Annotated in this window: 28 protein-coding genes; 24 read left to right on the top strand and 4 right to left on the bottom strand. The window is 35.9% G+C overall.

Annotated features, from left to right (window positions below):
- On the top strand, positions 1 to 711 hold a 711-nt coding region (locus TE34_RS09465), incomplete at its 5' end, for a transposase (RefSeq protein WP_047983218.1).
- Positions 712 to 824: 113 nt separating this feature from the next.
- Here the strand turns inward: TE34_RS09465 and TE34_RS09460 are convergent.
- Positions 825 to 1,193, bottom strand: a complete 369-nt coding sequence (locus tag TE34_RS09460) for a YugN family protein (RefSeq protein ID WP_047984581.1) — start codon at positions 1,191 to 1,193, stop codon at positions 825 to 827.
- A gap of 265 nt (positions 1,194 to 1,458) precedes the next feature.
- On the opposite strand from TE34_RS09460, the gene TE34_RS09455 reads away from it, so the two are divergent.
- The 7 genes from TE34_RS09455 (at position 1,459) to coaD (ending at position 5,795) form a co-directional block, all read left to right on the top strand.
- Positions 1,459 to 2,529: a CAP domain-containing protein gene (locus tag TE34_RS09455; protein WP_047984580.1), complete on the top strand. Its 1,071-nt coding sequence runs from the start codon at positions 1,459 to 1,461 to the stop codon at positions 2,527 to 2,529.
- 367 nt (positions 2,530 to 2,896) lie between these two features.
- Positions 2,897 to 3,280, top strand: coding sequence for a YlbD family protein (ylbD, locus tag TE34_RS09450; RefSeq protein WP_047984579.1), 384 nt, complete (start codon positions 2,897 to 2,899; stop codon positions 3,278 to 3,280).
- Between the two features lie 8 nt (positions 3,281 to 3,288).
- Positions 3,289 to 3,522: a YlbE-like family protein gene (locus TE34_RS09445; protein ID WP_047984578.1), complete on the top strand. Its 234-nt coding sequence runs from the start codon at positions 3,289 to 3,291 to the stop codon at positions 3,520 to 3,522.
- A 54-nt stretch (positions 3,523 to 3,576) separates the two neighbouring features.
- Positions 3,577 to 4,017: a YlbF family regulator gene (locus TE34_RS09440; protein ID WP_047984577.1), complete on the top strand. Its 441-nt coding sequence runs from the start codon at positions 3,577 to 3,579 to the stop codon at positions 4,015 to 4,017.
- 72 nt (positions 4,018 to 4,089) lie between these two features.
- Positions 4,090 to 4,365 (top strand): YlbG family protein, encoded by a 276-nt coding sequence (locus tag TE34_RS09435; protein WP_047984576.1) that lies wholly within the window; start codon positions 4,090 to 4,092, stop codon positions 4,363 to 4,365.
- 355 nt (positions 4,366 to 4,720) lie between these two features.
- The gene (rsmD, locus tag TE34_RS09425) at positions 4,721 to 5,275 is read left to right on the top strand and encodes a 16S rRNA (guanine(966)-N(2))-methyltransferase RsmD (protein WP_047984574.1); all 555 of its coding nucleotides are present in this window, start codon (positions 4,721 to 4,723) and stop codon (positions 5,273 to 5,275) included.
- A gap of 31 nt (positions 5,276 to 5,306) precedes the next feature.
- The gene (gene coaD, locus TE34_RS09420) at positions 5,307 to 5,795 is read left to right on the top strand and encodes a pantetheine-phosphate adenylyltransferase (protein WP_047984573.1); all 489 of its coding nucleotides are present in this window, start codon (positions 5,307 to 5,309) and stop codon (positions 5,793 to 5,795) included.
- A 44-nt stretch (positions 5,796 to 5,839) separates the two neighbouring features.
- Here coaD and ylbJ read toward each other — a convergent pair whose 3' ends face one another.
- Entirely contained in the window at positions 5,840 to 7,048 is a 1,209-nt protein-coding gene (gene ylbJ, locus TE34_RS09415; protein WP_047984572.1) for a sporulation integral membrane protein YlbJ, read from the bottom strand.
- A gap of 236 nt (positions 7,049 to 7,284) precedes the next feature.
- Here ylbJ and TE34_RS09410 point away from each other — a divergent pair, with 236 nt between their 5' ends.
- Positions 7,285 to 8,307, top strand: coding sequence for a SepM family pheromone-processing serine protease (locus TE34_RS09410; protein ID WP_047984571.1), 1,023 nt, complete (start codon positions 7,285 to 7,287; stop codon positions 8,305 to 8,307).
- Between the two features lie 53 nt (positions 8,308 to 8,360).
- On the opposite strand, the gene TE34_RS09405 is transcribed toward TE34_RS09410, so the two are convergent.
- Positions 8,361 to 9,575, bottom strand: coding sequence for a nucleotidyltransferase (locus TE34_RS09405; protein ID WP_047984570.1), 1,215 nt, complete (start codon positions 9,573 to 9,575; stop codon positions 8,361 to 8,363).
- A 171-nt stretch (positions 9,576 to 9,746) separates the two neighbouring features.
- Here TE34_RS09405 and TE34_RS09400 point away from each other — a divergent pair, with 171 nt between their 5' ends.
- The 4 genes from TE34_RS09400 (at position 9,747) to TE34_RS09385 (ending at position 11,921) form a co-directional block, all read left to right on the top strand.
- Positions 9,747 to 10,271 (top strand): YceD family protein, encoded by a 525-nt coding sequence (locus TE34_RS09400; RefSeq protein ID WP_047984569.1) that lies wholly within the window; start codon positions 9,747 to 9,749, stop codon positions 10,269 to 10,271.
- Positions 10,272 to 10,320: 49 nt separating this feature from the next.
- Positions 10,321 to 10,494: a 50S ribosomal protein L32 gene (gene rpmF, locus TE34_RS09395; RefSeq protein ID WP_047984568.1), complete on the top strand. Its 174-nt coding sequence runs from the start codon at positions 10,321 to 10,323 to the stop codon at positions 10,492 to 10,494.
- Positions 10,495 to 10,583: 89 nt separating this feature from the next.
- Complete coding sequence (locus tag TE34_RS09390; protein ID WP_047984567.1) at positions 10,584 to 11,348, top strand: enoyl-CoA hydratase/isomerase family protein; 765 nt, start codon at positions 10,584 to 10,586, stop codon at positions 11,346 to 11,348.
- 93 nt (positions 11,349 to 11,441) lie between these two features.
- Positions 11,442 to 11,921, top strand: a complete 480-nt coding sequence (locus tag TE34_RS09385) for an RsfA family transcriptional regulator (RefSeq protein WP_047984566.1) — start codon at positions 11,442 to 11,444, stop codon at positions 11,919 to 11,921.
- A 97-nt stretch (positions 11,922 to 12,018) separates the two neighbouring features.
- Here the strand turns inward: TE34_RS09385 and TE34_RS09380 are convergent, their stop codons facing one another.
- On the bottom strand, positions 12,019 to 12,498 hold the full coding sequence (locus TE34_RS09380; protein WP_047984565.1) for an N-acetyltransferase: 480 nt from the start codon (positions 12,496 to 12,498) through the stop codon (positions 12,019 to 12,021).
- Positions 12,499 to 12,693: 195 nt separating this feature from the next.
- Here TE34_RS09380 and TE34_RS09375 point away from each other — a divergent pair, with 195 nt between their 5' ends.
- The 11 genes from TE34_RS09375 to murD all read left to right on the top strand — a co-directional run bounded on the left by TE34_RS09375 (position 12,694) and on the right by murD (position 26,522).
- Entirely contained in the window at positions 12,694 to 13,074 is a 381-nt protein-coding gene (locus TE34_RS09375; protein WP_047984564.1) for a DUF3397 family protein, read from the top strand.
- A 95-nt stretch (positions 13,075 to 13,169) separates the two neighbouring features.
- The gene (bshC, locus tag TE34_RS09370) at positions 13,170 to 14,792 is read left to right on the top strand and encodes a bacillithiol biosynthesis cysteine-adding enzyme BshC (protein WP_047984563.1); all 1,623 of its coding nucleotides are present in this window, start codon (positions 13,170 to 13,172) and stop codon (positions 14,790 to 14,792) included.
- Between the two features lie 229 nt (positions 14,793 to 15,021).
- Entirely contained in the window at positions 15,022 to 15,453 is a 432-nt protein-coding gene (gene mraZ, locus TE34_RS09365) for a division/cell wall cluster transcriptional repressor MraZ (protein ID WP_047984562.1), read from the top strand.
- A 27-nt stretch (positions 15,454 to 15,480) separates the two neighbouring features.
- On the top strand, positions 15,481 to 16,458 hold the full coding sequence (rsmH, locus tag TE34_RS09360; protein WP_047984561.1) for a 16S rRNA (cytosine(1402)-N(4))-methyltransferase RsmH: 978 nt from the start codon (positions 15,481 to 15,483) through the stop codon (positions 16,456 to 16,458).
- Entirely contained in the window at positions 16,458 to 16,826 is a 369-nt protein-coding gene (gene ftsL / locus TE34_RS09355; protein WP_047984560.1) for a cell division protein FtsL, read from the top strand. The genes rsmH and ftsL overlap by 1 nt, the downstream gene beginning before the upstream one ends.
- 15 nt (positions 16,827 to 16,841) lie before the next feature.
- Entirely contained in the window at positions 16,842 to 19,085 is a 2,244-nt protein-coding gene (locus tag TE34_RS09350; protein WP_047984559.1) for a penicillin-binding protein, read from the top strand.
- A 102-nt stretch (positions 19,086 to 19,187) separates the two neighbouring features.
- Positions 19,188 to 21,140, top strand: a complete 1,953-nt coding sequence (locus TE34_RS09345; protein ID WP_047984558.1) for a stage V sporulation protein D — start codon at positions 19,188 to 19,190, stop codon at positions 21,138 to 21,140.
- Between the two features lie 171 nt (positions 21,141 to 21,311).
- Positions 21,312 to 22,787, top strand: a complete 1,476-nt coding sequence (locus TE34_RS09340; RefSeq protein WP_047984557.1) for a UDP-N-acetylmuramoyl-L-alanyl-D-glutamate--2,6-diaminopimelate ligase — start codon at positions 21,312 to 21,314, stop codon at positions 22,785 to 22,787.
- Positions 22,788 to 22,789: 2 nt separating this feature from the next.
- Positions 22,790 to 24,148, top strand: a complete 1,359-nt coding sequence (locus TE34_RS09335) for a UDP-N-acetylmuramoyl-tripeptide--D-alanyl-D-alanine ligase (RefSeq protein ID WP_047984556.1) — start codon at positions 22,790 to 22,792, stop codon at positions 24,146 to 24,148.
- A gap of 41 nt (positions 24,149 to 24,189) precedes the next feature.
- Entirely contained in the window at positions 24,190 to 25,176 is a 987-nt protein-coding gene (gene mraY, locus TE34_RS09330) for a phospho-N-acetylmuramoyl-pentapeptide-transferase (RefSeq protein WP_047984555.1), read from the top strand.
- A complete protein-coding gene (gene murD / locus TE34_RS09325; protein ID WP_047984554.1) occupies positions 25,173 to 26,522 on the top strand; it encodes a UDP-N-acetylmuramoyl-L-alanine--D-glutamate ligase in 1,350 nt (449 codons plus the stop codon). Before mraY ends, murD begins: the two co-directional genes overlap by 4 nt.
- The last annotated feature ends 13 nt before the right edge of the window (positions 26,523 to 26,535 follow it).

Here is a 26,535-nt window from a genome sequence, read left to right as displayed (position 1 = left end):
GGTTATAATGTGCAGCTTGCGACAGAAGGACAGTATGCCCTCGCCTATGATGTATTTCCAAATCCAACAGATACACGCACGTTCATTCCTTTTCTAGATACGATTGAGAAAAGCTTTTTCAAGTTGCCAAAATATATTGTCGCTGATGCAGGTTATGGTAGTGAACAGAATTATGAGGATGTCATGAATCAACGAGAACGCACGCCGCTCGTTACCTTTAATCAATATCGAACGGAGAAGAAAAAGAAAGTTAAGAATGATCCTTTCAACATAGCCAATTGGCAATATAGCGAAGAAGAGGATTCATTTACTTGTCCAAATAATAAAAAACTACCATTCCGATACACTTCCACCCGAACTGACAAATACGGTTTTACACGTACGTTCAAAGTTTATGAATGTGAAGACTGTTCTGGTTGTCCATTACGTTCCTTGTGTACAAAAGCAAAGGATGGAAACAATCGAAAAGTTTTCTACAACGAGAAATGGGAACAGCAAAAAGAATACATAAGAGAGCAGCTTTCGAATCAAGAAACTGGTGAAATCTATGGGAAACGTAAAATTGACGTAGAGCCAGTCTTCGGATTTTTGAAGGCTAATTTGCGCTTCACTCGAATGTCAGTGAGGGGCAAATCCAAAGTAGAAAATGAATTAGGATTTGCGTTCATGGCGGTGAATCTAAGGAAGTACACCGCCTCTAAAGCGAGTTAGCTAAAAAACAATGACAATAGCCTAATAAAAATGGTTCCAATCATCTAAAAACGATGATCGGAACCATTTTTTAATTATTTTTGGCTAGTTATGTCCCAGCCTCTTTATTTTTGTTACTCAACTGTAAGATCTTTAATTTCTTTGCCTACATTTTCTAGGATTTTAGTTGCACGTTCTACAAGGTTTTCTGGGAAGTTTTCTCCTTCACCATACTCTACTCCATGTGGGTAGTAGTGTTTGCCGAGTAGTGGAGGAAGTAATTTAATAACTGCATCTCCACGGTCAACATCACCTTCTAAAGCATAACCTTGAATGCGGATATAATATGTAATATTTTTTTCGTTGGAACCAATCTTATAATCATATGTAACTCTTTCATAATCCCATTGACCAGCACGAATAAATGCATGATTCCCCATTAAGCGATCCAATGGCTTTAGTTCCATTACTGTATCTTCAATACCTAAGTTTTCCAATTTCATTTTTTACACCTCACATTTTTGCTCACTAAATTAATAATAGTATTATTTACACGAACTTGCAATGAAAATGGGTGATTTTCAAATAACATCAAATTCGAATCGTCATTAAATTGTAACGAATTGATAAATAGATATTATCATGTTTTTATTTTTACTAAAACTAGGTTTATATTGTATATTACTATTTTTTTCAGTAATTATGCATGTGATTTAATAGTATTGCATATAGATTACTATAAGAATTAATAGAGGGAGATAGAGTAATATGCGGTTAATGAAAGGATTTGTGCTATTTGTCTTTATTGCAACCATAACATTTTATATTATGGAGAAGAATTATATAGAACTAGAAGAAGCAAATGATAGTTTTGGTCATATATTAACGCATAAGAAAGAGGGCTTTATTGAGAAATCAGTACCTAATAATATTCTATCAAAATTAAGGCTAGAAGGAGAATTATACCATTGGATAGGAAATAATAGTAAAGATTTGTTAGCTGAGCTGGGAGAACCTAAGCGGAAAGATCTAAGTAGCTATGGATATACTTGGTGGGTTTATACAAAAGATCAAACACAATATATCCAATTTGGTATCATGAATGACGAGATTCAAACAATTTTTGCGACTGGAAATGAGATTTCTATTGCTCCTTTATCAATCGGAGAAAGCATAGAAAGTGTAGGACAAAAACTAGAATTAACAGATGAAATTACCTATAGTAAGGGAATCTCTACATATACATTTATATTGGATGAAGAGGACCTTAGAATGCGTCCGTTGGTGAAGTTGGCAGATAATCTTTTTTTACAACTCTACTTTGATACGTTTACTGAAAAACTATCTTCCGTTCGTCTATTGACGGGTGAAATATTGCTTACCCAGAAACCTTATGGATTAAGGTATCGAGGGAAGTTACCAGATCCCCCTAATTTGACTAGTAAAGAATGGAAGCAAGTAGAATATGGTATGGAACAACAGATTTTTGATATTACAAATGTAATACGTAACAGTTTCGAAAGGAGTACATTATCATGGGAAGAAAAAGTGAGTGAGGTCGCGTATTTACATAGTATGGATATGGCGAAAAATAATTATTTCTCTCACTATAGTCAGAACGGTGAAGGGTTAAAAGAACGGCTAGAGGAAAAGGATGTATACTATTTTGCTGCTGGTGAGAATATCGCTGCTCAATATGTAGACGCTGCAGCAGCGGTTGAGGGATGGCTAAATAGTGAAGGGCATAGAGAAGCTTTACTACACGATGATTATACACACTTAGGAGTCGGGGTATATAGGCTTTACTATACCCAAAACTTCTTAACTAAACCCTTTTAATGAGGCTGGGACAAAAGTAATTCTATCAAAGGTAAAACCGAACATTATTATAAGTGCACATAACCCTCCCCTGAAATATACTACGCTTTCCGTGGGCGGCTGGTGAGCCTCCTCAGAGCTATCGCTCTTGCGGGGTCTCACCGATGCCTATCTTCCCACAGGAGTCTCCGTATATTTCAGGGGCTAATATGGTGATTGTTCGTATTTACATTCCTTTGATTTAGTTATGTCCCAGCCTAATTGTGTTTTAGAAGAGAGTACAACTCCCAGTTTAAAATAGGCTGAATGCACAGAACGATACGTTTAGCATAAAATATCGTAACTTCATAATGACAGAATAGAAGGGTTAAATAATGGGGTGATAGTTATGACAAATGAACATTTACATCCAAAGGTTAGTGAGTTTCGAGAATTTATTAACAGACATCCTAAACTACGAAAAGAAATAAGAAAGACGGGAAGAACGTGGCAAGAGCTATATGAAAAATGGATACTACTAGGTGAGGACGATGATTTTTGGGAAGATTATAAAGAGGAATCTCTTAATGAAGAAAGTAAGGACGATAACAAAGCAGAATTATTTGCTCAACTTTTAAAGTATGCAGAGAAAATGGATATTGATAAAGTTCAAAAGCAAGTCCACCAATTAAGTGGCACTATTGGAACAATTCAAGAATTGTTAGATCAGTACCAAGGAACCAAAAAAGGACCACGTTCAAACGAAAATTCTTTTAACTGGTTTAGGGATTAGGGATAATTATGAATAAGGAATTAAGCCACTTTTTAGAGTCGAGGCCAGACTTAAAAAATTTCATACGATACAACCCTATATGGTACCGATATTTGACGAGAGATCCCTCTAGAATCTCAGAAATTGAGCAAGAAGCAAAACGATTTTATGGAAAAACGCTGTCCCAAAAGCTAGAAAAGGTAAATCAGAATGTTCAGATGGTTGGTATGCTTTTGCAATTCGCTGAAATGATGAAAGATTAATTGTTTTTCATTTTTGAAGGAAAAATGATAAACTATTGGTGGAGGTGAATTGATATGATAGCTACCTTAGAATATGTCGATATATTAGATCGATCTGAAATACTAGGGAAGATGGTTATGGATTCTGATGTTTATGAAGCATATGAAGTAGCGAGAAATGCTTTATACAATGATATAGAAGCACAACAGTTAATTAAAGATTTTAATGCTGTTAAAGACCAATATGAGGATGTACAGAGGTTTGGTAGATATCATCCAGATTACTCTGAGATTATGAAACTCGTCCGCACAAGAAAACGTGCCATGGACTTAAATGATAAAGTTGCAGCATATAAAATTGCTGAAAGACAATTTCAAAGTTTATTAGATGAGATTAGTCAATATATTGCATTTAGTGTTAGTGATCAGATTAAAGTTCCAAAAGATGGAGCTGCATTGTCCGATAGTGGTTGCGGATGTGGTAGTGGTGGAAGCTGTGGATGTAAAGCTTCTTAACCGTAAACCATTGCTATTCAGTCCTTAGTCTGGTAAACTATTTCAAAACGATGGGAATTGTGAGGATTTTTCATGAGAACGAAAAGACAAGGTATTATTGTCTGGTATCAACATACCAAAAATATAAAACAATTAAAACGTATAGGAAACATCCTTTATACATCAAAAAGGCTGAAGTATGCAGTTATGTATGTCGATCAGTCTAATTTAGAAGAAATTGAAAAGAAATTATTGAAGTACCCGTTTGTTTCAAAAGTGGATCGTTCTTATAAACCATTTATCCGTACAGAATATGAAAATGCAAAACCAGACAAGGCAAAACAATACGATTATAAAATGGGAATATAAAACCTCTCGGTAACTCGAGAGGTTTTTTTGTATAATTTATTGGTGTTTAATGCCGTGGATTGTACACATAATAAAAAAACCTGCAGAAATAAATTCTGCAGGTCCCTTTGTTTCCTTGCTAGAAAACAAAAAGGCAAAGGGAGAGGAGAAACCGGAGGAGAACTTATGGGGAAGTGTAAGTCTTCTCCGTGTTTTGAAACAACCAAGCTACGCATTAGCTGTTCCATTAAGCTATTATGTACAAAGCCCAAAATTATATACATCTCGATCATTTTTTTCGAAAAAGAATTTTTTTATTTTATATCCTTTTTCTTTATGGTAGGATGGTAACGAGTGAGTAACAGAGGTGAACAATATGCGTGTAATAGCTGGTATACATAAAGGAAGACAACTTAAATCAGTCCCTGGAAATGACACTAGACCAACCACAGATAAAGTAAAGGAAGCGGTTTTTCAGGTGTTAGGCCCATATTTTCAAGGTGGACATGCTTTAGATTTATTTGCTGGAAGCGGTTCATTAGGAATTGAGGCTTTAAGTCGTGGTATGGACAAGTGTGTTTTTGTAGATAAGCATCCTAAAGCCATTCAGACCATTCGTGAAAATATTTCTACCTTGAAACTCGAGGGGCAAGTTGAAGTGTTTCGAGCTGATGCTTACCGTGCATTATCTGCAGCTGGAAAAAGAAAATTGAAATTCGACCTAATCTTCTTGGATCCTCCTTATACTAAAATTAGTTATACTGATTTATTAGAAGTAATAGAAAAAGAGCAATTAATAAGCTCAGCTGGAATCATTTATTGTGAGCATGATATAAAAGACACATTACCAGATTCAAATGATAAATTCTCTATAATAAAGCAGACTCACTATGGTGGAACAATAGGGATTACAATCTATCAAAAGAATTAACGTAATACTATTTCAACAGAGGGGTGCATGTATGACTAAACTAGCAATTTGTCCGGGGAGTTTTGACCCAATCACTTTTGGGCACTTGGATATTATTGAAAGAGGTTCAAAAGTATTTAATGAAGTCATTGTAGCAGTTTTTAATAATCAATCTAAATCGCCATTATTCTCCGTTGAAGAGAGAATGGAACTTATTAGAGAGTCCACGAAACACCTTCCTAATGTAAAGGTTGATTCTAATGACGGATTATTAATTGATTATGCAGAGGAAAAAAATGCACAAGTTATTTTAAGGGGACTACGTGCGGTAAGTGATTTTGAATATGAAATGCAGATTACTGCTATGAATCGAAAATTAGATTCCAAAATTGAAACATTATTTATGATGACGAATAATCAATACTCCTTCCTAAGTTCGAGCATTGTAAAAGAAGTCGCTAAATACAAGGCTGATGTAACGGATTTAGTCCCAGTAGTAGTTGCAGAGGCATTGAAGAGTAAATTTAAGCAACTTCGATAAAAAAGGCTGTCTATCTGGTTTTAATCCCAGAAGACAGCTTTTGTTTATCTTTCATTATTCACCCGGCGATATAGAATGATAGCAGCTACTCCAAAGGCACCAATAGTAATGATTGGTCCAATTTGTTCTAATAAGGCTAATATGTTTAGCCACTTATTGTCCAAAGCTGGATTTAATACGGGCATATCCTCCATGTTCGTTTCTATTTTGTCCAAGTAAAGTGGTTTATAAAGTAATATAGCAAGAATACTAGCAATGAAACCGTGCAATATTCTAGCAATGAAATATGGATAGAAACGTATGTTGCTTTTAGAGATAATGCTTGCTACTTGTGCTTGAATAGAAAAACCATTGAAGCCTAGTATGAAGCTTACAATGATCACACTAGCTAAAAAGGGATCAACATTCTCTTTAGATATCATGTTAGCACCTAACGTTATTTCAAATAGTCCAGAAATAAATGGAAGTGCCAGTTCAATAGGCAAGAAAAATAATTGGAGCAGACCTTGGAATAAAATAGCAATCAGAGGTGTAATCCCTATTAAGAATAACATTTTATTCAATACTGAAAATAGGATGATAAATCCTCCAACCATAACTAGGGTCTTAATGGAGTTGATTACAGCATCTCCCATTACTTCTCCAATTGGACGCTTGTCCGACATTCTAGTTTCATGCATCGCTAGAAATGCGCGTTTAAGCGATATGTTGCGATTTTCCTTTTTTACGTACTTATCCCTATTTCGTCCATAAAACCGCATGCAGATACCTGTTAGCGCGTTTCCTACATAGTGACTTGTTGCTAATAGAACCCCTAATTTAACATCATGAAAAAAACCAGCAGAAATGGCACCAAAAATAAACAAAGGACTTGAGGAATTCGTGAAAGCAACCAATCGTTCAGCTTCAACTTGTGTAATTTGCTTTTGTTCTTTTAATCTAACTGAAATCTTTGCTCCAGTTGGATACCCACTCACCATTCCCATTATCCAAGCAAAACTACCAACTCCTGGAACGTTAAATAACGGACGCATAATAGGCTCGAACATAATTCCTAAAAACCTAACAACACCAAAACTTAATAATAATTCTGCTGTTATAAAGAAGGGCAATAGTGACGGGAAGACGACTTCCCACCACATATCAAGCCCACGAATGCTTGCTTCCAAAGCGTCACTAGGAAATTTAATTAACGTAAATGCGAAGAAGATTGTGAAAGACGAGAATATAAATGTTTTTAGTATTTGCTTCAAATGACTGCCTCCTAGCCTAGTTGCTTGACTGTACTTATTTTTTTGATAGTAGTAAAATAAAATTAGTCTGTTATTAGGATATAATACATCGCTTTTGATTCGGACAAGTTTTAATTATCTATACCAATATACGCACATACAATGCCCGAATATGCCATACACTTTTACTCAATAGAGATAATCTTATAATGTAGGTATCATAATGGCCTGCTATGGAGTTTGAAAGGGGTCTACGAATGAAGTTTTCAAAAGGACAAGTAATATCGCTGTTTGCCGCGGTAATAATTGCGTTTTTTTTATCTACATATGATTTACCTTATTATATTCAAAAACCTGGTGGAGCAGATGCATTAAATCCGATTGTCGAGGTAGAAAATGCTGACAAGAGTAAAGGAGATTTTCACCTTGTTACCGTGAGGGGTGGTCAAGCTACTCCGATTCAATATGTATTAGCAAAGCTATTACCACACCATCAGATTATGGATATCAAAGATGTTAGGCCTGAAGGATTATCTGATGATGAATACTTTCATTTACAATTACAAATGATGGAGAGCTCCCAAGAAGCATCTACTGTAGTTGCCTATACGGCTGCTAAGAAAGAAATAACAATTCAATATGACGGTGTATATGTGGTAAGTGTTGCCCATGAATTACCTGCAGATGAAATATTGGAAATGGGTGACAGAATCATTGGAATTGATGGGGAAGAAATTAAAGAATCAGCTGATTTAATTTCATATATAGAGCAGAAAAAGAATGGGGACACAGTCGATATTAAGCTTATACGTAATAATGAGGAAATCAGCAAACAGATTACATTAGGAATTATTGATGAAGAAACCCAGCGGATAGGGATTGGTATCACTCTTGTTACAGATCGTGAAGTAGAAGTAAACCCTCCATTATCGTTTTCTAGTGGTAATATTGGTGGACCTAGTGCAGGATTAATGTTCTCGCTAGAGATTTATGATCAACTTACCAGTGGTGACCTGACGAAAGGGTATCAAATTGCTGGAACAGGAGAAATCGATTATGAAGGTAATGTCGGTAGAATAGGTGGTATCGATAAGAAGGTAGTAGCTGCAGATCGAGAAAATATCGATGTGTTTTTCGCACCATATGAAGGTGGAAGAGGAGGAAACTCCAATTACGAGGTTGCAAAGAAAAAGGCTGAAGAAATTGGAACAGACATGGTGATTGTCCCTGTTGATACTTTTGAGGATGCTGTAAGATATTTGGAAGAAGAATTGAAATAAAGCTTATCAGAACATGAGCGGGACATCCCTATTGGGGTGTCCCGTTTTTATAATTATGAGATTCTTACAGGCCCTTTAAGTTCTTGTTTCTTAAGTGTATATCTATTCACTGTTGGCAAAATACTATAATAAGCATCTGTAGCTCTTTCCTCTAATTCAAGCAACGGATGTAAGTTACCCGAGAGTTTTGAGTAAATAGGGATTTCCATTTCTTTTTTTCTTGAGTTAATATATTCTTGTCCTTTTTCAGTCATTCCTAGAAGCCTTACATAAGGAACAGACTTAGAATATGTTAGACTTTCAATATCTTGTTTGGTTGTATTTGTTAATAAGTTAACAAATACGCGTTGTATTCTAGTCCATGTATAGCGCTTCGTTTTGATTGCACCAACCCAATTATAAAAGGAAGTAGCATCTTTGGCGGTCTTTTTAATACGATATTCCAGACCTTCTTCAACGCCGTGAATGGATGCTAAATCTTCCATTTTCATAGTCAAAACGCGGTAATGTAAAAGTGGAAAATAACTTTCCCAATGATGAAGAGTAGTTGCTCTCTCCTGATAGTTTTGTAGCTCGTTGATAGTTGCGTTCGGCATCGTGTGGTCCAATTCCTGTATGTTCATTTTATGTTCTAAGAGTTGCTTTCGAATACTCGTCGCACTTGCAATGGAACCTGTTATTTCCGTATCATGATAATCACTATTTTTTCGCTTAATTGTCACCGGTTCTATCGCCAACTCATTGTCTAGGATTGTTTTTACATAACTAAACCCAAGTATGTTATTCGGTTTAGATAAATCCATTTCACCATTCGTTAATCCAATTGCCTCATAAGCTAATTTACCTGCATTCGGATAAGATTTTCCTGCTTTTAGCCAATGTTTCAGTGAATCCTGATAGAGGGTTTTATTATTCATATATCTTTCATATCCATGGATGAAATCTTGAATATTACCAGATTCACTGCCAAAACATATACTATTAACTCCAAGTTCATGTAAAGTTAGTACAGAACCTTTAGCAAATAGGTGGCTACTTTGTACAGCGTAGACATAAGGCAACTCCACTACAATGTCTATACCTGAATGAAGTGCAGCTCTTGCTCGATGGAATTTATCGATTACTGCAGGTTCTCCTCTTTGGAGAAAGGATCCACTCATAACAGCTATCATACAGTCGGCAGCTGTTTTCGATTTTGCTTTACTAATATGGTAGGCATGACCATTGTGAAAAGGGTTGTATTCTACAATCAAACCACAAGCATTCATAAATACACCTCAGAACTTTACTGTTTAATATTTTCCTATTATGGTTGATTATAGAAAAAAGGGACAGGGAATGCTACAGATAAGATAAAATTTATTATGGTGTAAAGAAAATATATTGACAAAAGTACATTTTCCTTTTAAAATTACTCTTGTTGCCTAGAGGTGAAATAAATGAAATTTACATTAGCACAATTAAAGAAAGATGCTTTTAACAAGCCTTTCCATTTCTCTGGGAAAGTGGATGTTTCCGAGTTGGAAACCATGAACAATGACATTCGAAAGATTAATCCAGTAGATGTTCAAGGTTTATGTACGATGCAAGGTGAACAATTCTTCTTTAAGTTCAAAATTACAGGTGAAATGACTTTACCTTGTGCTCGAACTTTAGTAGATGTTCCGTATTCTTTCCATATTGAAGCAGAGGAAATTTTTTCTTCCTCACCTTATTACGGTGGCGATGATGATGCAGAAATTCATCCAATTCATGGAGAAGTGCTTGACTTAATGCCGTATATAAAGGAAAATATTTTATTGGAGGTTCCTTTCCGAGTTTTTTCTGATGAAGCGGATTCTATGAATGTAATTCAGAAAGGCAATGACTGGGAAGTACTTTCCGAAAAACCAAAAGAAATGAAAATTGATCCACGTTTTCAAAAACTGGAGTCATTATTCAAAGATATCGAGAAAGAAAAATAAGAGATTATATTGATTGTTTTTGCTTTCGTATTTGAAGGAGGTGTAAGTCATGGCAGTACCTAAACAAAGAACTTCTAAAAAAGTTAAGAGACAACGTCGTACTCATTTCAAATTACACGTGCCTGGCATGGTAGAATGTTCAAATTGTGGAGAATTAGCAAAGCCACACCATGTATGTAAATCTTGTGGGCATTATAATGGAAAAGAAGTTGTTAGCAACTAATACAAGAATAGCAAAAAAACAGATCACTCCTCGTATGTGATCTGTTTTTTTATACATAAAGAAATATATATAGGTAAGGGGGAATTGATTTGGACGAACAAATTCATTACCAATATAATAAGGAGCAGCAGTTTGGTATTATTACATTAAACCGTGCTGAGAAACGTCATGCAATTTCAAAAGAAATGACAACTAAATTCTTACATTGTATCGAATTGGCAAAAAAGGACCCTTTAAAATTTTTAATTGTAACTAGTACAGGGGAGCGAATGTTTTGCTCGGGTGGAGATTTAAATGATTTACATGGTGAACTTTCTCCAAATGAGGCGGAAGAAATTCTACTAATCATGATGGAAGTTTTATATCAATTGGCAGTTTTTCCTGTACCTACCATTGCCCTTTTAAATGGAGGTGCTACAGGAGGTGGCTGCGAACTTGCTTCGGCATGCGATATTCGTATTGCTAAACATGGAACTAAATTTGGATTTGTGCAAACGAAATTAGGTATTATTCCTGGATGGGGTGGAGGTGTGTTATTAGCCAAGAGAGTAGCTCCTAGCTTTGCTAACCAATGGATTATGGAGGGGACAGTGTATAACGCGGATGATCTAGCGTTAAAAGGCTGGGTCCACCGTGTTGTAACAGATAGTCAGTGGGATGATAGGGACAATCTATTAAAAGCTTATACAAGCAAATCTTATAAACAGATGAAAATACTAAAGGAACTTTATTTAGAGGAAATAGGTGTAATAGGCTTGAAGAAAAGAATGGAGAAAGAAGTACGTTATTGTGCGTCACTTTGGGATTCAGAAGAACATAAGGAAGCCGTATCAGCGTTTTTGAATCGAAGCTAGTATAAAGTATAAATTTGAAAATTTGTGAGAAAGGTTATTCTATCACTCCTACTTTGTGCATACATTGATAGCAAAGAGATAAGGAGTGATGTTATGAATGCAACAAGGCAAGATGCCTGGACTGATGATGAAGATATTCTATTAGCAGAAACAGTGCTTCGTTATATTCGGGAAGGAAAAACACAGCTTGAAGCCTTTAAAGAAGTAGCAAAGCAATTGTCTAGAACATCTGCAGCTTGTGGATTCAGGTGGAATGCAACTATTCGCAAAGAATATCAAGAGGAAATACAACGAGCAAAAGAAGAACGTAAACAAGGTGGAAGAAAGCTAGTTTGGAATACTGATGACTTAAAGCTTGATCATGAGAAGCATACGATAGAGTCCGCTATCATGCTACTTGAAAAAATGAAATCAAATTTTGCGGAGCATCAGGATTTGGCTAAAAAAGAACAAGAGAAACTGTTAAAAAAATTAGAAGAAGAAAATAAAAAGTTGAAAACACAACTTCAACGGTATGAAAATGCTTGGGAAGAAATGGGTAACCTCTGGAAGTGGATTAAGGATAAAAACTAAAATCACCTAATGTGCTATTATATGATAAAACTCCATGAAAAAGAGGCCTATCGTTCGTTTGATAGCCTCTTTTGTTTAGTTAGCAGAACTTACATTTTTATTGGGTATTTCTCTCAGAAATACCCTCAGGGAGCCAGATTAATGGATTTTGTCCAAAATCCCTTTCCATTTCGTACGTTGCTTTTTGAAATTTCATCCTTTCCCAAAAGCCATGTGAGTTTACTCTTGGATTTGTCTTGATCGGTAGATTATAACCTTTTGCATAGTCTACTAGTGACTTACCGTAACCTTTTCCACGATAGTGTGGTAATACTTCTAACTTCCATAACTCTAAATAATCATGTTGTGGTTCAAAGTATTGGTCATACTTCTTATCTACTTTATATAAGCTCATTCTAGCGATAAGGGAACCGCCATAGTAAACCCCGTAAAAAGGCGATTCACTATCATTTTCTACGATATTCGATTGTAAATCCTCCAACATGGATAATTCCTGGTGACCATATTCTTTAAAACGTTTGAACTCTTCTAGTGTTTTATAGTTGATCAATAGTTTTTCTACTTTTACTTCCTTCACCCTAATAGCCCCCTTCGTGTCAAAAGAAATAGTCAGTTTTAAGTATACTATTATTTATTATAATACAATTCTGAAGTTAATAACATAAACAAAGAAATATTAAATTAAAATCCTGTGAATACGCACAAACTATTATTATTTTGTTACAATTAAGAAATGAATAAAAGGTTGTGTTAAAAGGGGAACTAATAGTCAATGTTTGAAATTATATTATATGTACTTGCTTCTTTACTGACGTTACCTATACTAGTAACTGTTCTTTTGTATTACGTGTTAAAATACGCACTTCATAATCCGATTAAAGCATTTCACAAAGCGATTAATTGGACAACATTGCTTTATATTATTTCAGTAAATGTGTTACTTTCTTATCTATTTCAGGAGTCTTTTATTGGATATATTCTTATTTTAATCTTGTGTATTCTAACGGTCCTAATTATTGTACAATGGAAAAAAAATACAGAGATTGATTATTCTAAGGCAACCAAGCTATTATGGCGTTTCTCTTTTTTACTATTTTTCCTGTTTTATCTAGTCCTTTCCATTTATGGAATTGTCAGAAATATTCTAGTATGAGGATATTACTAAAATAAAATCAGGAAACATGAAAAAATAATAGCTTTCTTGTACAATACGAATAGACTTAAAAACTCTAAAGGAGTACATAATGAATGAGAATTGAATCCATACATATAGAAAATCAAAATAAATTAGTACGTGATTATCGAGATAATAGTGAAATGATAATGGGACACTTTGATTATGGATACTCGGACCCAGGGATTTATGCAAATCGACTAAAAGAAATAAACAAACGAACATATAAACGGCAGCAACTTACAGACGTTTTACGCTTGTTAAACCAAGAATGGGATGCGCCAGAAACTACTTTTAATAATATTGAACGGTTAAAAGAAGAGGAGAGCGTTGTGATTGTTGGAGGACAACAGGCTGGTGTTTTAACAGGTCCGTTGTATTCCGTAAATAAAGTGATATCGATTATTCAGATGGCAAGAAAACAGGAAGAAAACCTTGGTGTTCCGGTTGTACCTGTATTTTGGATTGCAGGTGAGGATCATGATTTTGACGAAATAAATCATATATTTCTAGAGAAACAATCTACTATGAAAAAATACAAAGTTAGCCAACGAGTAATTGATAAACGGTCTATTTCAGATGTTGAATTGGAACGGTCTGAAGTAGCCCAATTGGTTGATTTAGTAGTTGAACAACTACCTGAAACAAAACATACAAGGGAACTTCGTGAGACTATCTTGCATTGCCTTCAGAAATCAACTTCCTATGTAGACTTTTTCGCTAGGTTAACATTCCAATTGTTTCCTGATGATGGCCTTGTACTGGTCGATTCTGGAAATAAACACGTCAGAAAGCTAGAAAGTGATTTTTTTGTAGATATCATTAAGAATCAATCCGAAATTAATAACGGCGTATATAATTCTTTAGAAAAATTGAGAGCTAAGGGTTATTCTATTTCTCTCGATGTTTCATTAGAAAATGGAAACCTTTTTTATCATAAAGAACATGAAAGAGTGTTATTAACTAGGAACCAAGAAGGTAACTGGGTAGGTAAACAAAGGGAAGTAATTTTATCAAATGAAGAATTAGTAACAATTGCTAAACAAACCCCAGAGAAATTAAGCAATAATGTAGTTACTCGCCCACTTATGCAAGAGCTGCTTTTACCTACGTTAGCCTTTATCGGGGGACCAGGTGAGATTAGTTATTGGTCTGTACTAAAGCCAGCCTTTCATGCATTGAACATAAAAATGCCTCCAGTAGTACCTAGATTATCGTTTACATACGTGGATCGTAAAGTAGCGAAAATCATGGAAAAGTACCAAATTACATCTGATTCAGCAATTAATGGTAAGGTAAGCTCGATACGTAATACGTGGTTTAGAGATAAGATGAATCCACCTATAGAAGAAACTGTTACAGAGGTAAAAGAAAACATTACAAAGGTCCATGAGCCTTTACGAAATATAGCTGCACAAATTCGTTCTGATATTAGTGATCTAGCTGGAAAGAATTTGCAAAATTTAATACGTGAAATTGAGTTTTTAGAGAAAAAAATTATTCGTTCGCTAGAGGAACAATATCAAAAGGAGCTAGATGAATTCTCAATGCTTGAGAACGTTCTATATCCCAGTGGTTTACAAGAAAGAGTATGGAATCCAATTTCTTATGTGAATCAATATGGAGTAGACTTCTTTCAGGAGATTTCCAACCAAGATTATTCATTTGAAACTGAGCATTATATCATTTATATCTAATAACACCACTTTCCACCACTATTTTTATAACTGTCTTTCAGACAAAGTAACAATTAGTCAAAAACACTTGCTAAATAAGGTTTTTTGACGTGTTGCTTTAGATGAAATGACAGTTATTTTTTTGGTTCAAATTAACTAAATTAAGCCTTTGATTAACTTTTTCTAAAATTTAGTGGTGAAAAGTGGGGGGATGTGGTAATATGAGTGTATGAAAGTGGGGGCGGACTAAATGTTCATGGGTGAATTCCAACATAACTTTGATACAAAGGGCAGAATAATTGTCCCATCCAAGTTTCGTGATGAACTTGGTGAACGTTTTGTGGTCACTCGTGGATTAGATAAATGTCTATTCGCCTATCCCATGTCAGAATGGAGTATTCTTGAGGAAAAACTAAAAAAACTTCCACTCACAAAAAAAGATGCTAGGGCCTTTACGCGATTTTTCTTCTCTGGAGCAGTAGAATGCGAAGTGGATAAACAGGGAAGAATAAATATTCCACAACCTCTCCGGAATTACGCTGGTTTAGATAAAGAGTGTGTGGTAATTGGAGTGTCAAATCGTATTGAATTCTGGGCAAGTGAAAATTGGGATGACTACTTTAATGAGTCTGAAGAATCTTTCGCAGAGATTGCTGAGAATCTAATGGATTTTGATATTTAACTGTAAAATCGCTAAAGAGGTGCAACTATGTTTGATCATTACACAGTATTAAAAGAAGAATCAATAATAGGCTTAAATATTAAGCCAGATGGAACTTATGTCGACTGCACATTAGGTGGTGGAGGGCATTCAGAAAGAATTGCCTCACAACTTAATGAGAATGGATTGCTAATAGCATTTGACCAGGATGTAGATGCTCTACAAGCTGCGAAAGAACGATTAGCACCATATCTAGATAGAATTTTATTTATTCATAGTAACTTCCGGAATTTAGAAGAAGAACTACAAGGACATAACATTGACCATGTAGATGGCATTCTGTTTGACCTTGGTGTTTCATCTCCTCAATTAGACAGAGGAGAAAGAGGATTTAGTTATCAACACGATGCTAAGCTAGATATGAGGATGAATCAAGAACAGGAATTATCTGCCTATGATATTGTGAATTCTTGGTCTTATAATGAGCTAGTATCTATTTTTTTTAAGTATGGAGAAGAGAAATTCTCAAAGCAAATAGCTCGTAAAATAGAAGAGTATCGTAAAACGGATGCAATAGAAACTACATATCAATTAGTAGATATAATAAAAGAAGCAATACCTGCTCCTGCTCGGAGAAAAGGTGGACATCCTGCAAAACGCATCTTTCAGGCAATACGAATTGCTGTAAATGATGAATTACAAGCATTTAATGACGCATTGCATCAAGCTGCTCGTGTAGTGGCACTTAATGGAAGAATTGCAGTAATTACATTTCACTCGTTAGAAGACCGTATATGTAAACAAGCCTTTAAGAAATGGAGTACACCTAAAGAAACACCAAGAAATCTACCTGTGATTCCAAAGGAGTACGAAGCACCGTTTAAATTAATTAATCGTAAACCAATTGTCGCTAATGATGAAGAACTAGAAGAAAATCGCAGGTCGAGATCGGCGAAGCTACGAATACTAGAAAAAGTTAAAGTGTGGTCTCGTGATTTTGAATATGGGGAAGGGTGGAACAAATAATGGCAGCAAACCATGCAAGAAGCTGGGAGCAATCTTATACTTCATATCAACCTCAGGTAGAGAAGAAAGTTGTAAAAGTTAAGAAGAGTTGGATAACTAAAGGTGAAAAAATGTTGTATTCCTTTGTTATGATTAGTTTAATAATCGCCGGCGGCTTTATTGTTTCATATTCCTCATCGGTAGATACATTAAACCGTGATATCCAATCTCTGGAACAGTCCATCGCGAACCAACAAATCGTAAATGAGGGCCTAGTTTTTGAAATAAAGGAATTAAGCAGACCAGAGAGAATTACACAATATGCAAAAGAAAATGGCTTGACTATTCAAGCTGCTGAAGTAAAGCAAGCGAATGCATATAATGAATAAAACAGGTGATTTCTTATGAAAAAGAATAGAACTACCCATGCCATGGCAGGAGTATTTATGGTAATCTTCGTCATGGCGTTTTTAATCGTCACTGGTCGTTTTTTGTATATTCAAGCATCTGGAGAAGTTGAGGGAGTTTCTTTAAATGACTGGGCAGAGAACGTGCGAACAGCCTCATACACGCTTGATTCAGAACGTGGTAATATATTTGACAAAAATGGAATGACATTAGCTTACGATATGCCAACATTTAGGATGTATGCTATTGTAGATGAGAAATTCTCAGAAAATCTAGAGGAGCCACAACACGTTGACGATCCAGTTGGGACAGCGGACAAGTTGGCTCCTTTATTAGATGCTGACAGAGATTATATTCTAGAACGTATTAACAATGGGATTGATAATGGAAGGACTCAAGTTGAATTTGGAAATGTTGGTAAAGGAATTTCGCTTCATGTGAAAGATGATATAGAGGCGTTAAATTTACCAGGAATAAGATTTATAAAAGAAAATATTCGTTATTACCCTAATGGTATGTTTGCATCACATATCATTGGCTTCGCACAGGAAAAAGCGTTAGAAGAAGGTGAAACAAAAACAGAGATTATTGGTATTACGGGTATTGAGCGAGAAATGAACGAATTATTAAAAGGGCAAGATGGTTTTATCTCTTACCAAAGAGACATATACAACAAAAAGCTTCTAAACCCAAATGAGGTTGTGCGTTTACCGGATAATGGAGACGATGTATATCTCACTATTGATCAAAAAATCCAAACGTTATTAGAAGATGTGATGTCCCAAGTAGACGAAAAATATGCCCCTGAGCGCATGACGGCAATCGTAATGAACCCGAAAACGGGCGAAATCGTAGCGATGAGTAATCGACCAAGCTATAATCCTAATAATCCGGCGAATGTTGAAAACTGGTATAATGATGCTATTTCAACTCCTTTTGAACCCGGTTCAACTATTAAAATGTTCACTTGGGCAGCAGCTATTGAATCAGGTGTTTATAAAGGTGATGAAGGGTATCAATCTGGAAGCTATCAAGTTACAGAACGGGATAGAGCTATTAACGATTTTAATGGCGGTAAAGGCTGGGGAGTAATATCCTATGATGAAGGATTTGCAAGGTCCTCTAACGTTGCTGCAGCAAAACTAGTTTGGGAGAAAATGGGCCCAGATACTTTCTTAGAAAATCTTTATGCTTTTGATTTTGACAAACCAACTGGAATAGATTTGCCTGGTGAAGTACAGGGATCTATCTTATATAACTGGCCAATTGAGAAGATTACTACCTCGTTTGGACAAGGTAGTACGACTACACCAATTCAAATTATGAAGGCTGCGACAGCAATAGCTAATGATGGAAAAATGTTAAAACCTTATGTCATTGATAAAATAGTAGACTCTGATACTGGCAAAGTACTAGAGGACCATAAGCCTGAAGTAGTAGGGGAGCCAATCTCAAAAGAGACAGCGGAGCAAGTTAGAAAATTACTTGTTGGTGCTGTTCAATCCGAACATGCAGTAGGTCGGCGCTTCAATTTAGACGATTATTCAGTTGGAGGTAAAACAGGTACTGCACAAATCCCAAACCCTGAAGGTGGAGGGTATTTGTACGGGCATGAAAACTATGTTTTCTCATTCATAGGAATGGCTCCTATAGATGATCCGGAACTAATGATGTATGTTTCAGTGAAACAGCCGACATTAGAATTTGAAACAGGAATAGAGCCCGGTTCAGCTCCAGTATCATTCATATTTAATAATGTGATGGAGAATGCTTTACATTATTTAAATATTGATCCAGATAAAGGCGAAATTAGTAGTGTCCAAGTTTCAGAGATTCCTAATTTAACAGGTAAATCTGTCTCTTCGGCAGTGGATATTTTGAATAGTAAAAAAATCAATTATTCGTTAGTCGGTAACGGAGATAAAGTCGTTCAAATCAGTGTTGAAGAAGGCGCAAAGGTATTGGCGAATGAGCGAGTAATTGTTGTAACCAATACGCCAACTATGCCTAATATTATCGGTTGGTCATTGCGAGATGTTTTGAAGTTAACTGATATGCTTGAATTAGACTTAGAAACATTTGGTAACGGTTTTGTAGTTACACAAAGTATTGAAGAGGAAAGAGACCTTACGAAGGGTGCGTATTTAGGCGTAGAATTGAAAACTCCAAAAGAGCTACAAGAGCTGAAAAGTGAAGAAAATGCAGAGACAGGAGAAGAACCTGTCGATACGTTTGAATGAGATAATTAATAAATAGTATAGGAAATCGATAAAAACAGTGTTCTAATCAATTTTTAACAACATATAGTTGATACAAGCCTACCTATGTGAAGGAGATGTATGATGAAACGTGTATCAACTGTAACAGTTAGAAAACGATTAGTCGCTGTTTTTCTTATTGGGATGATTATTTTTGGGATAATCGATCTTCGCTTAGGATATGTTCAGTTCGTTCTAGGTGATCAATTGATGGAAAAAGCGGACGAGTCATGGAGTAGAAATATCTCATTTCAACCAGAACGAGGTAATATATTGGATGTGAATGGAGAAATATTAGCTGAAAATGTAACAGCGCCTTCTGTTGTAGTTGTTCCAAGACAAATAAATGACCCAGAAGATGCAGCAAAAAAACTTGCTCAAATTTTGGACATGTCTGAGGAAAAAGCATATGAATATGTTACGAAGTCAGAAATGTCCGTCAATATTCACCCAGAGGGAAGGAAAATATCCGAAGAACAAGAAAGAGCAATTCGTACCTTAAATATGGACGGAGTTTATTTGGCGAAGGACTCTATAAGGCATTACCCATTTGGTGACGATTTATCTCATGTTCTTGGTTTTGCTGGTATCGATAACCAAGGTCTTATGGGACTTGAATTATATTATGACGATTTACTTAATGGTGACGAAGGAAGTTTGTCTTTCTATTCAGATGCAAAGGGTAGAAGACTTAACCAGTTAGCGGATGTTTATAAGGCACCTAAAGATGGATATAACTTAGTGACAACTATTGATTCAAGAGTTCAAACGATCGTGGAACGAGAGTTGGACTTAGCAGTGGCAAAATATAATCCAGATGGTGCTTTAGCCATCGCTGTTGATCCAGATACTGGTGGGATACTAGCCATGACAGCAAGACCTAATTTCAATCCAGAGAATTATCAGGAAGTGGATCCTTCTATCTATAGTCGGAATCTCCCGATTTGGAGTACGTATGAGCCGGGTTCAACGTTTAAAATTATAACGCTTGCAGCTGCTCTTGAAGAAGGTGCTGTTGATCTTCACGATGACCATTTTCATGATCATGGCTCTATTGAAGTAGGAGGTGCCAAGCTACGATGCTGGAAACCTGGAGGCCACGGGGAACAAACATTTTTAGAGGTAGTTCAGAATTCTTGTAACCCAGGATTTGTTCATTTAGGTGAGGAACTTGGAAAAGAAAAATTATTTAGTTATATTAAAGAATTTGGATTTGGAACAGAAACTGGTATCGATCTACAAGGAGAGGGTTCGGGGATTTTATTTAAACCAGAAAATGTAGGTCCAGTAGAACTAGCTACTACCGCTTTCGGTCAAGGGGTTTCCGTAACTCCGATTCAACAAGTGATGGCTGTCTCCGCGGCTATCAATGGTGGATATTTATTTGAGCCCTTTATTGCAAAGGATTGGGTTGAACCAAGTACGGGAGAAGTAATTTCAACAAAAGAACCAAAAATGAAAAATAGAGTCATTTCGGAGAAGACCTCTGAAGAAATCCGTAACGCATTAGAAAGCGTCGTTGCAAAAGGAACTGGAAGGCCAGCATATGTCGATGGATATCGAGTAGGTGGAAAGACTGGTACTGCTCAAAAGGTGGGACCAAATGGAGGGTATTTAGAAAATAATCATATTGTATCGTTCATAGGATTTGCTCCAGCAGATGATCCTGAAATTGTTGTATACGTAGCTGTTGATAATCCTAAGGGAGTTCGCCAGTTTGGTGGTACAGTTGCAGCCCCAATAGTGGGTAATATCATCGAAGATAGCCTAACTGTTATGGGGGTTGAACCTAGAAAAGATGGGTTAGATAAAGAGTACTTATGGCCAGAACAACCAAAGGTAGCAGTACCTGATCTGATAGGGATAGAAAGAAAGAAATTAGTTCAAATGATGACAGATTTATCCATCGAATCTAGTGGTACAGGAGATTATATTATCGACCAAGATCCTGTTGCAGGTACTAAAGTAGAACCTGGTTCAACAATAAGGATATACTTGTCAAATGATAAAAAAACTAGTAATAAAAATGACCAATAATAATCCTGATGCTTACTTTTATGAAAAATCATTTTTGTGGAAGAAAATAATTCAGTGTAGCCTGTTCTTCTGATATAATAAACAGGATATGAGTAAATTTAAGAGGGTTGTCAACCCTCTTAAATATCTATTTTAAAGAGAATATTATGTTGGAGAAAGGAAGATGTCTTTATGCGTTTAAAAGAAATTCTTTCTTTTCATCCATTCGCAAATCAATTCTCTGCACTTTACGACCTAGAAATTAACGCAATAAAAATGGATTCTAGAGAGATTACTTACGGAGATTTATTTGTTTGTATTAATGGTTTTACAGTTGATGGCCATGATTATGTTGATGAAGCAGTACAAAATGGCGCAGCAGTTATAGTAGCAGAAAGGGAAATAGAGACAACTGTTCCTGTCATTGTAGTTGCGGACACTGTCCGTTTTATTGCGATGGCAGCTACTAAATTCTTTCAATTTCCTACTAATGAGGTGCCATTAATTGGTGTAACAGGGACAAATGGGAAAACGACTGTTACATACTTATTGGAAAAGATTTTTAATCAGTATGGCAAGAAGACAGGTGTAATAGGGACTATTCAAATGAAAATTGGGGAAGACATCTATCCAGTGGACAATACAACTCCAGATGCATTGTTCCTACAACAAACAATACGAAAAATGATTGATCAACGTGTGGAACAAGTTATTATGGAGGTCTCTTCTCATGCGCTAGATCAAGGTAGAGTGTATGGTTGTGACTATAACACGGCAATATTTACGAATCTTACACAGGATCATTTAGATTACCATGAATCGATGGACGATTATTTACGAGCCAAAAGCCTCCTATTTGCACAATTAGGAAATAGATATCAATTGGAAACAGATAAATTTGCAATTATTAATTTAGATGATCCAGCATGTCAAAAGCTGATTCGCTCCACTGCTCAGTCAGTAATTACCTATGGTATAGATCATGAGGCTATGATTATGGCGAAGTCGATTTCGTTAACTCCCACTGGTACACAATTTTTATTATGTACCCCAACCGGTAATACTGAAATTAATAGTAAGTTAATTGGCAAGTTTAATGTTTCTAATATGCTAGCAGCGAGTGCTGCTGCTTTAGCTAACGACGTCCCATTACCGATTGTTAAAACTGCATTAGAAATGATTACTGGTGTTAATGGTCGTTTCGAATTGGTCTCGCATAAGCAATCATTTTCCGTTATCGTGGATTATGCACATACTCCCGATTCTTTAGAAAATGTACTTACTACCATAAAAGAATTTGCAAAGAAAAAAATATATGTAATAGTTGGGTGTGGCGGTGACCGGGATCGAACGAAAAGACCATTAATGGCTCAAATTGCGTTGAAATATGCTGATAGGGCAATCTTTACATCAGATAACCCTCGAACGGAAGATCCTCAAATTATTATCAATGATATGACTAGCGGGATATCCAACTCTAATGGAGAATATCAAGTAATTGTAGACCGTCGTAAGGCAATTCAACATGCCATAGACCAAGCTAATGATGATGATATTATTTTAATTGCTGGAAAAGGGCATGAAACGTATCAACAAATAGGCCATGTAAAGTATCACTTTGATGATCGAGATGTGGCAAGAGAAGCTTTGTTACGTAAGGAGAAATGAACATGTTATTTACAGTTAGTTGGCTTACTACAATTTTTCCGAATTCTAAAGGGAAAGTTGATGAGCATATAGAAATTAAGAGATTTTTTACAGATAGTCGAATAGTAGCGAATGAGGCTTTATTTATTCCTTTAGTAGGGGAAAATTTTGATGGACATCAATTTGTTAAGCAAGCATATGAAAATGGAGCTATAGCTACATTGTGGGATCACAATAAAACAATGCCTGAGGACCTACCAGAAGAATTTCTTTTTCTATTAGTTGATGATACAACTAAGGCATTGCAACAGTTAGCTACAGCATATCGAGATGAAGTGAATCCTATCGTAGTTGGTGTTACGGGGTCCAATGGAAAGACGACTACTAAAGACATAGTTGCTTCCATAGCGAAAGAAAAGTATAGAACCCATTTTACAGACGGCAATTTTAATAATGAATTCGGATTACCATTTACCATTTTAAACATGCCTAGAGATACGGAGCTACTTGTTTTAGAAATGGGAATGAGTAGCTTTGGAGAGATTGAATTACTCTCAAATATCGCAAAGCCCGATTATGCCATTATAACGAATATAGGTGAATCACACATCGAATATTTAGGTTCCCGAGAAGGGATTGCCAAAGCAAAGTTAGAAATTGTAAGTGGACTTAATCCGGCAGGCAAGTTGATTATTGATGGTGATGAGCCATTGCTTTCACATGTCCATAAGAACAGTAATGTTATTAAGGTTGGGTTTAAAGACCATAATGATTTTATCATTAAAGATATGGAATTGAAACGAGATAAAACGTTATTTACCAGTAATGATGGAGACTTATATACTGTTTCTCTATTAGGTTCTCACCATGCGAAGAATGCCGGATTTGGTATTGTCTTCGGTCAGCTAGTAGACATTGACAAAAAGAACATCCAACATGCGCTTCAATGTCTCAAACTAACCGGAATGCGTTTTGAGATGCTTTCAGGGGTAAATGACGTATCTATCATTAATGATGCTTACAATGCTTCACCGACTTCGATGATGGCCGCTATTAGGGTTGTTCAACAGATGAATGGATTTTCATCTAAAGTGCTTGTCCTTGGGGATATTTACGAGCTAGGTGAGCAGTCAAAAGAGTTTCATGTGTCTGTTGCGGAGGTTATAAATAATAGTATTTCCTGTCTTTATACCGTTGGTGAGGATTCCGATGTTATAGGAGAAGTAGTCCGTAAAAAATACCCTAACATGATAATTAAACATTTTTATCAAAAAGAGGACGTAATTTCAGAACTACAGCAGTTTCTAAAAGAAGATTCATTAATCTTATTCAAAGCCTCAAGAGGCATGAAACTTGAATCAATAATTGATAAATTAATATAAAAGATAATGGTTGGACGGTTGGTATTAAAGGAGGAAATATCATGAATATACTAGGATTAATTATAACAATAGCCATTGCATTTCTCATTACCGTCCTTTTGTCTCCAATTTTAATTCCGTTTTTACGACGATTAAAGTTTGGACAAAGCATACGAGAAGAGGGACCAAAGTCTCATATGAAGAAAACTGGTACCCCAACCATGGGTGGTATCATGATAGTTCTAAGTATTGTTATAACAACTATCATTATGGCTAGTAAGTATGGTGATGGCGAAATTGGTTATGAATTGGGCTTATTACTATTTGTTTTATTAGGTTACGGACTATTAGGTTTTTTAGATGACTTCATCAAGGTTGCTATGAAACGAAATTTAGGGCTAACTTCTAAACAAAAAATGCTAGGTCAAATTATTATTGCAATTATTTTTTATTTAATATTAAAGAATCAAGGATTTCCAACATATATTCAAATACCAGGAACAGATATTCAGTGGGATCTTGGAATTGGATACGCCTTTTTAATTGTTTTCATGCTAGTGGGAGCTTCGAACGGGGTAAATCTAACTGATGGGTTAGATGGTCTATTGGCTGGAACTGCTGCAATTGCCTTTGGTGCCTTTGGAATATTAGCTTGGTATGGTGACCCTAATGTTGAAGTTTCTATCTTTGCTTTAGCAGTAGTAGGTGCATTATTAGGTTTCTTAGTATTTAACGCCCATCCTGCAAAAGTGTTTATGGGTGACACTGGCTCACTTGCGTTAGGTGGGGCAATAGCAGCCACAGCGATATTAGCTAAATTGGAAATTTTATTAATCATTATTGGCGGAGTTTTTGTGTTAGAGACTTTGTCTGTAATCATTCAGGTTATATCATTTAAAACTACCGGAAAAAGGGTATTTAAAATGAGTCCCCTCCATCATCATTATGAATTAGTAGGCTGGTCAGAGTGGAGAGTTGTTACGACTTTCTGGTCGATGGGACTTATTTTTGCTGCTCTTGGTATATACATCGAGGTGTGGTTTGGTTGAAAAAATTAGTTGATTTTCCTTATTCCCATGTTCTAGTGCTTGGCCTTGCAAAAAGTGGAACAGCTGCAACAAAGGTTCTTCTTGAAAGTGGTGTTCAAGTACGTGTTAATGATCTTAAAGCTACTGAGGAAGATGATATAGTTACACAAGTACGCTCTTTAGGAGCAGAGGTAGTTGTAGGTTCCCATCCGTTATCCGTCCTAGAAGGAATTGATCTGGTTGTGAAAAATCCAGGAATTCCGTATGAAAATATTATACTGGAGGAAGCACAAAAGCGTGATATACCTATTATTACTGAAATTGAGTTAGCTGGTAGACTTGCAGAGGGAACCATTATCGGTATTACTGGTTCCAATGGGAAAACAACAACAACTACACTAATATTTGAAATGATTAGACAAAGTAGCCTTCCAGTTCAATTGGCAGGTAATATTGGCATTGTTGCTTCAGATATTGCAAAAGACTTAACACCAGAAGAAAACATGGTCCTAGAGCTCTCTTCGTTCCAGTTAATGGGAATTAAGACATTTCGACCGAAGATAGCTGTTCTATTAAATTTATTTGAAGCACACTTAGATTATCATAAAACATTTTCGAATTATATAGAGGCTAAAGCAAAAATATTTCTTAATCAACAAGAAGACGATTTTTTAATTTATAATGCCGATGAATCTAGTGTAGTAGAAGTGACTGCAACTGCAAAATCGAAGAAAGTACCTTTCTCAGCAACAAAGAGAGAAGAGGATGGGGCTTGGGTCGATGGGGATTTCCTATATTTCCGAAATGAGAAAGTAATTTCCTTGAAAAATATTGTCCTAGTAGGTAAGCATAACCTAGAGAATATATTGGCAGCAGTGAGTGCTGCGAAACTAAGTGGTGCAACGAATGAAGGAATAGCTCAAGTATTATCTACTTTTACGGGTGTTTCCCATCGTTTACAATTTGTTGACCAAATAAATGGTAGATTATTCTATAATGATTCGAAAGCAACAAATATATTAGCTACCCAAAAGGCCTTATCTTCTTTTAACGAACCAACTATCCTACTAGCTGGTGGGCTTGATCGAGGGAACGGATTTGACGAGTTAATACCTTTCTTAAAACAAGTAAAGGCGATGGTGGTATTTGGTGAAACTGCTAATAAATTAAAAGAAACTGCTGAACGAGCTGGTATCAGTACTATTATTGAAGCAGAAAATGTAACGGACGCTACTCGAGCAGCATATGAGTTATCCGAGCCTGGTGATGTTGTTTTGTTGTCTCCAGCATGTGCAAGTTGGGATCAATACAAGACTTTTGAAGAAAGAGGAGACATGTTTATACAAGCCGTGCATACAATTAAGTAGGGGCTTGTATACA

Origin of the sequence: Ornithinibacillus californiensis (genome assembly GCF_001038485.1) — a bacterium.
GTDB classification, from domain to species: domain Bacteria; phylum Bacillota; class Bacilli; order Bacillales; family Amphibacillaceae; genus Ornithinibacillus; species Ornithinibacillus californiensis.
Note: the sequence above shows the minus strand (reverse complement) of the source record. Positions and strands in the feature narration are given on the sequence as shown.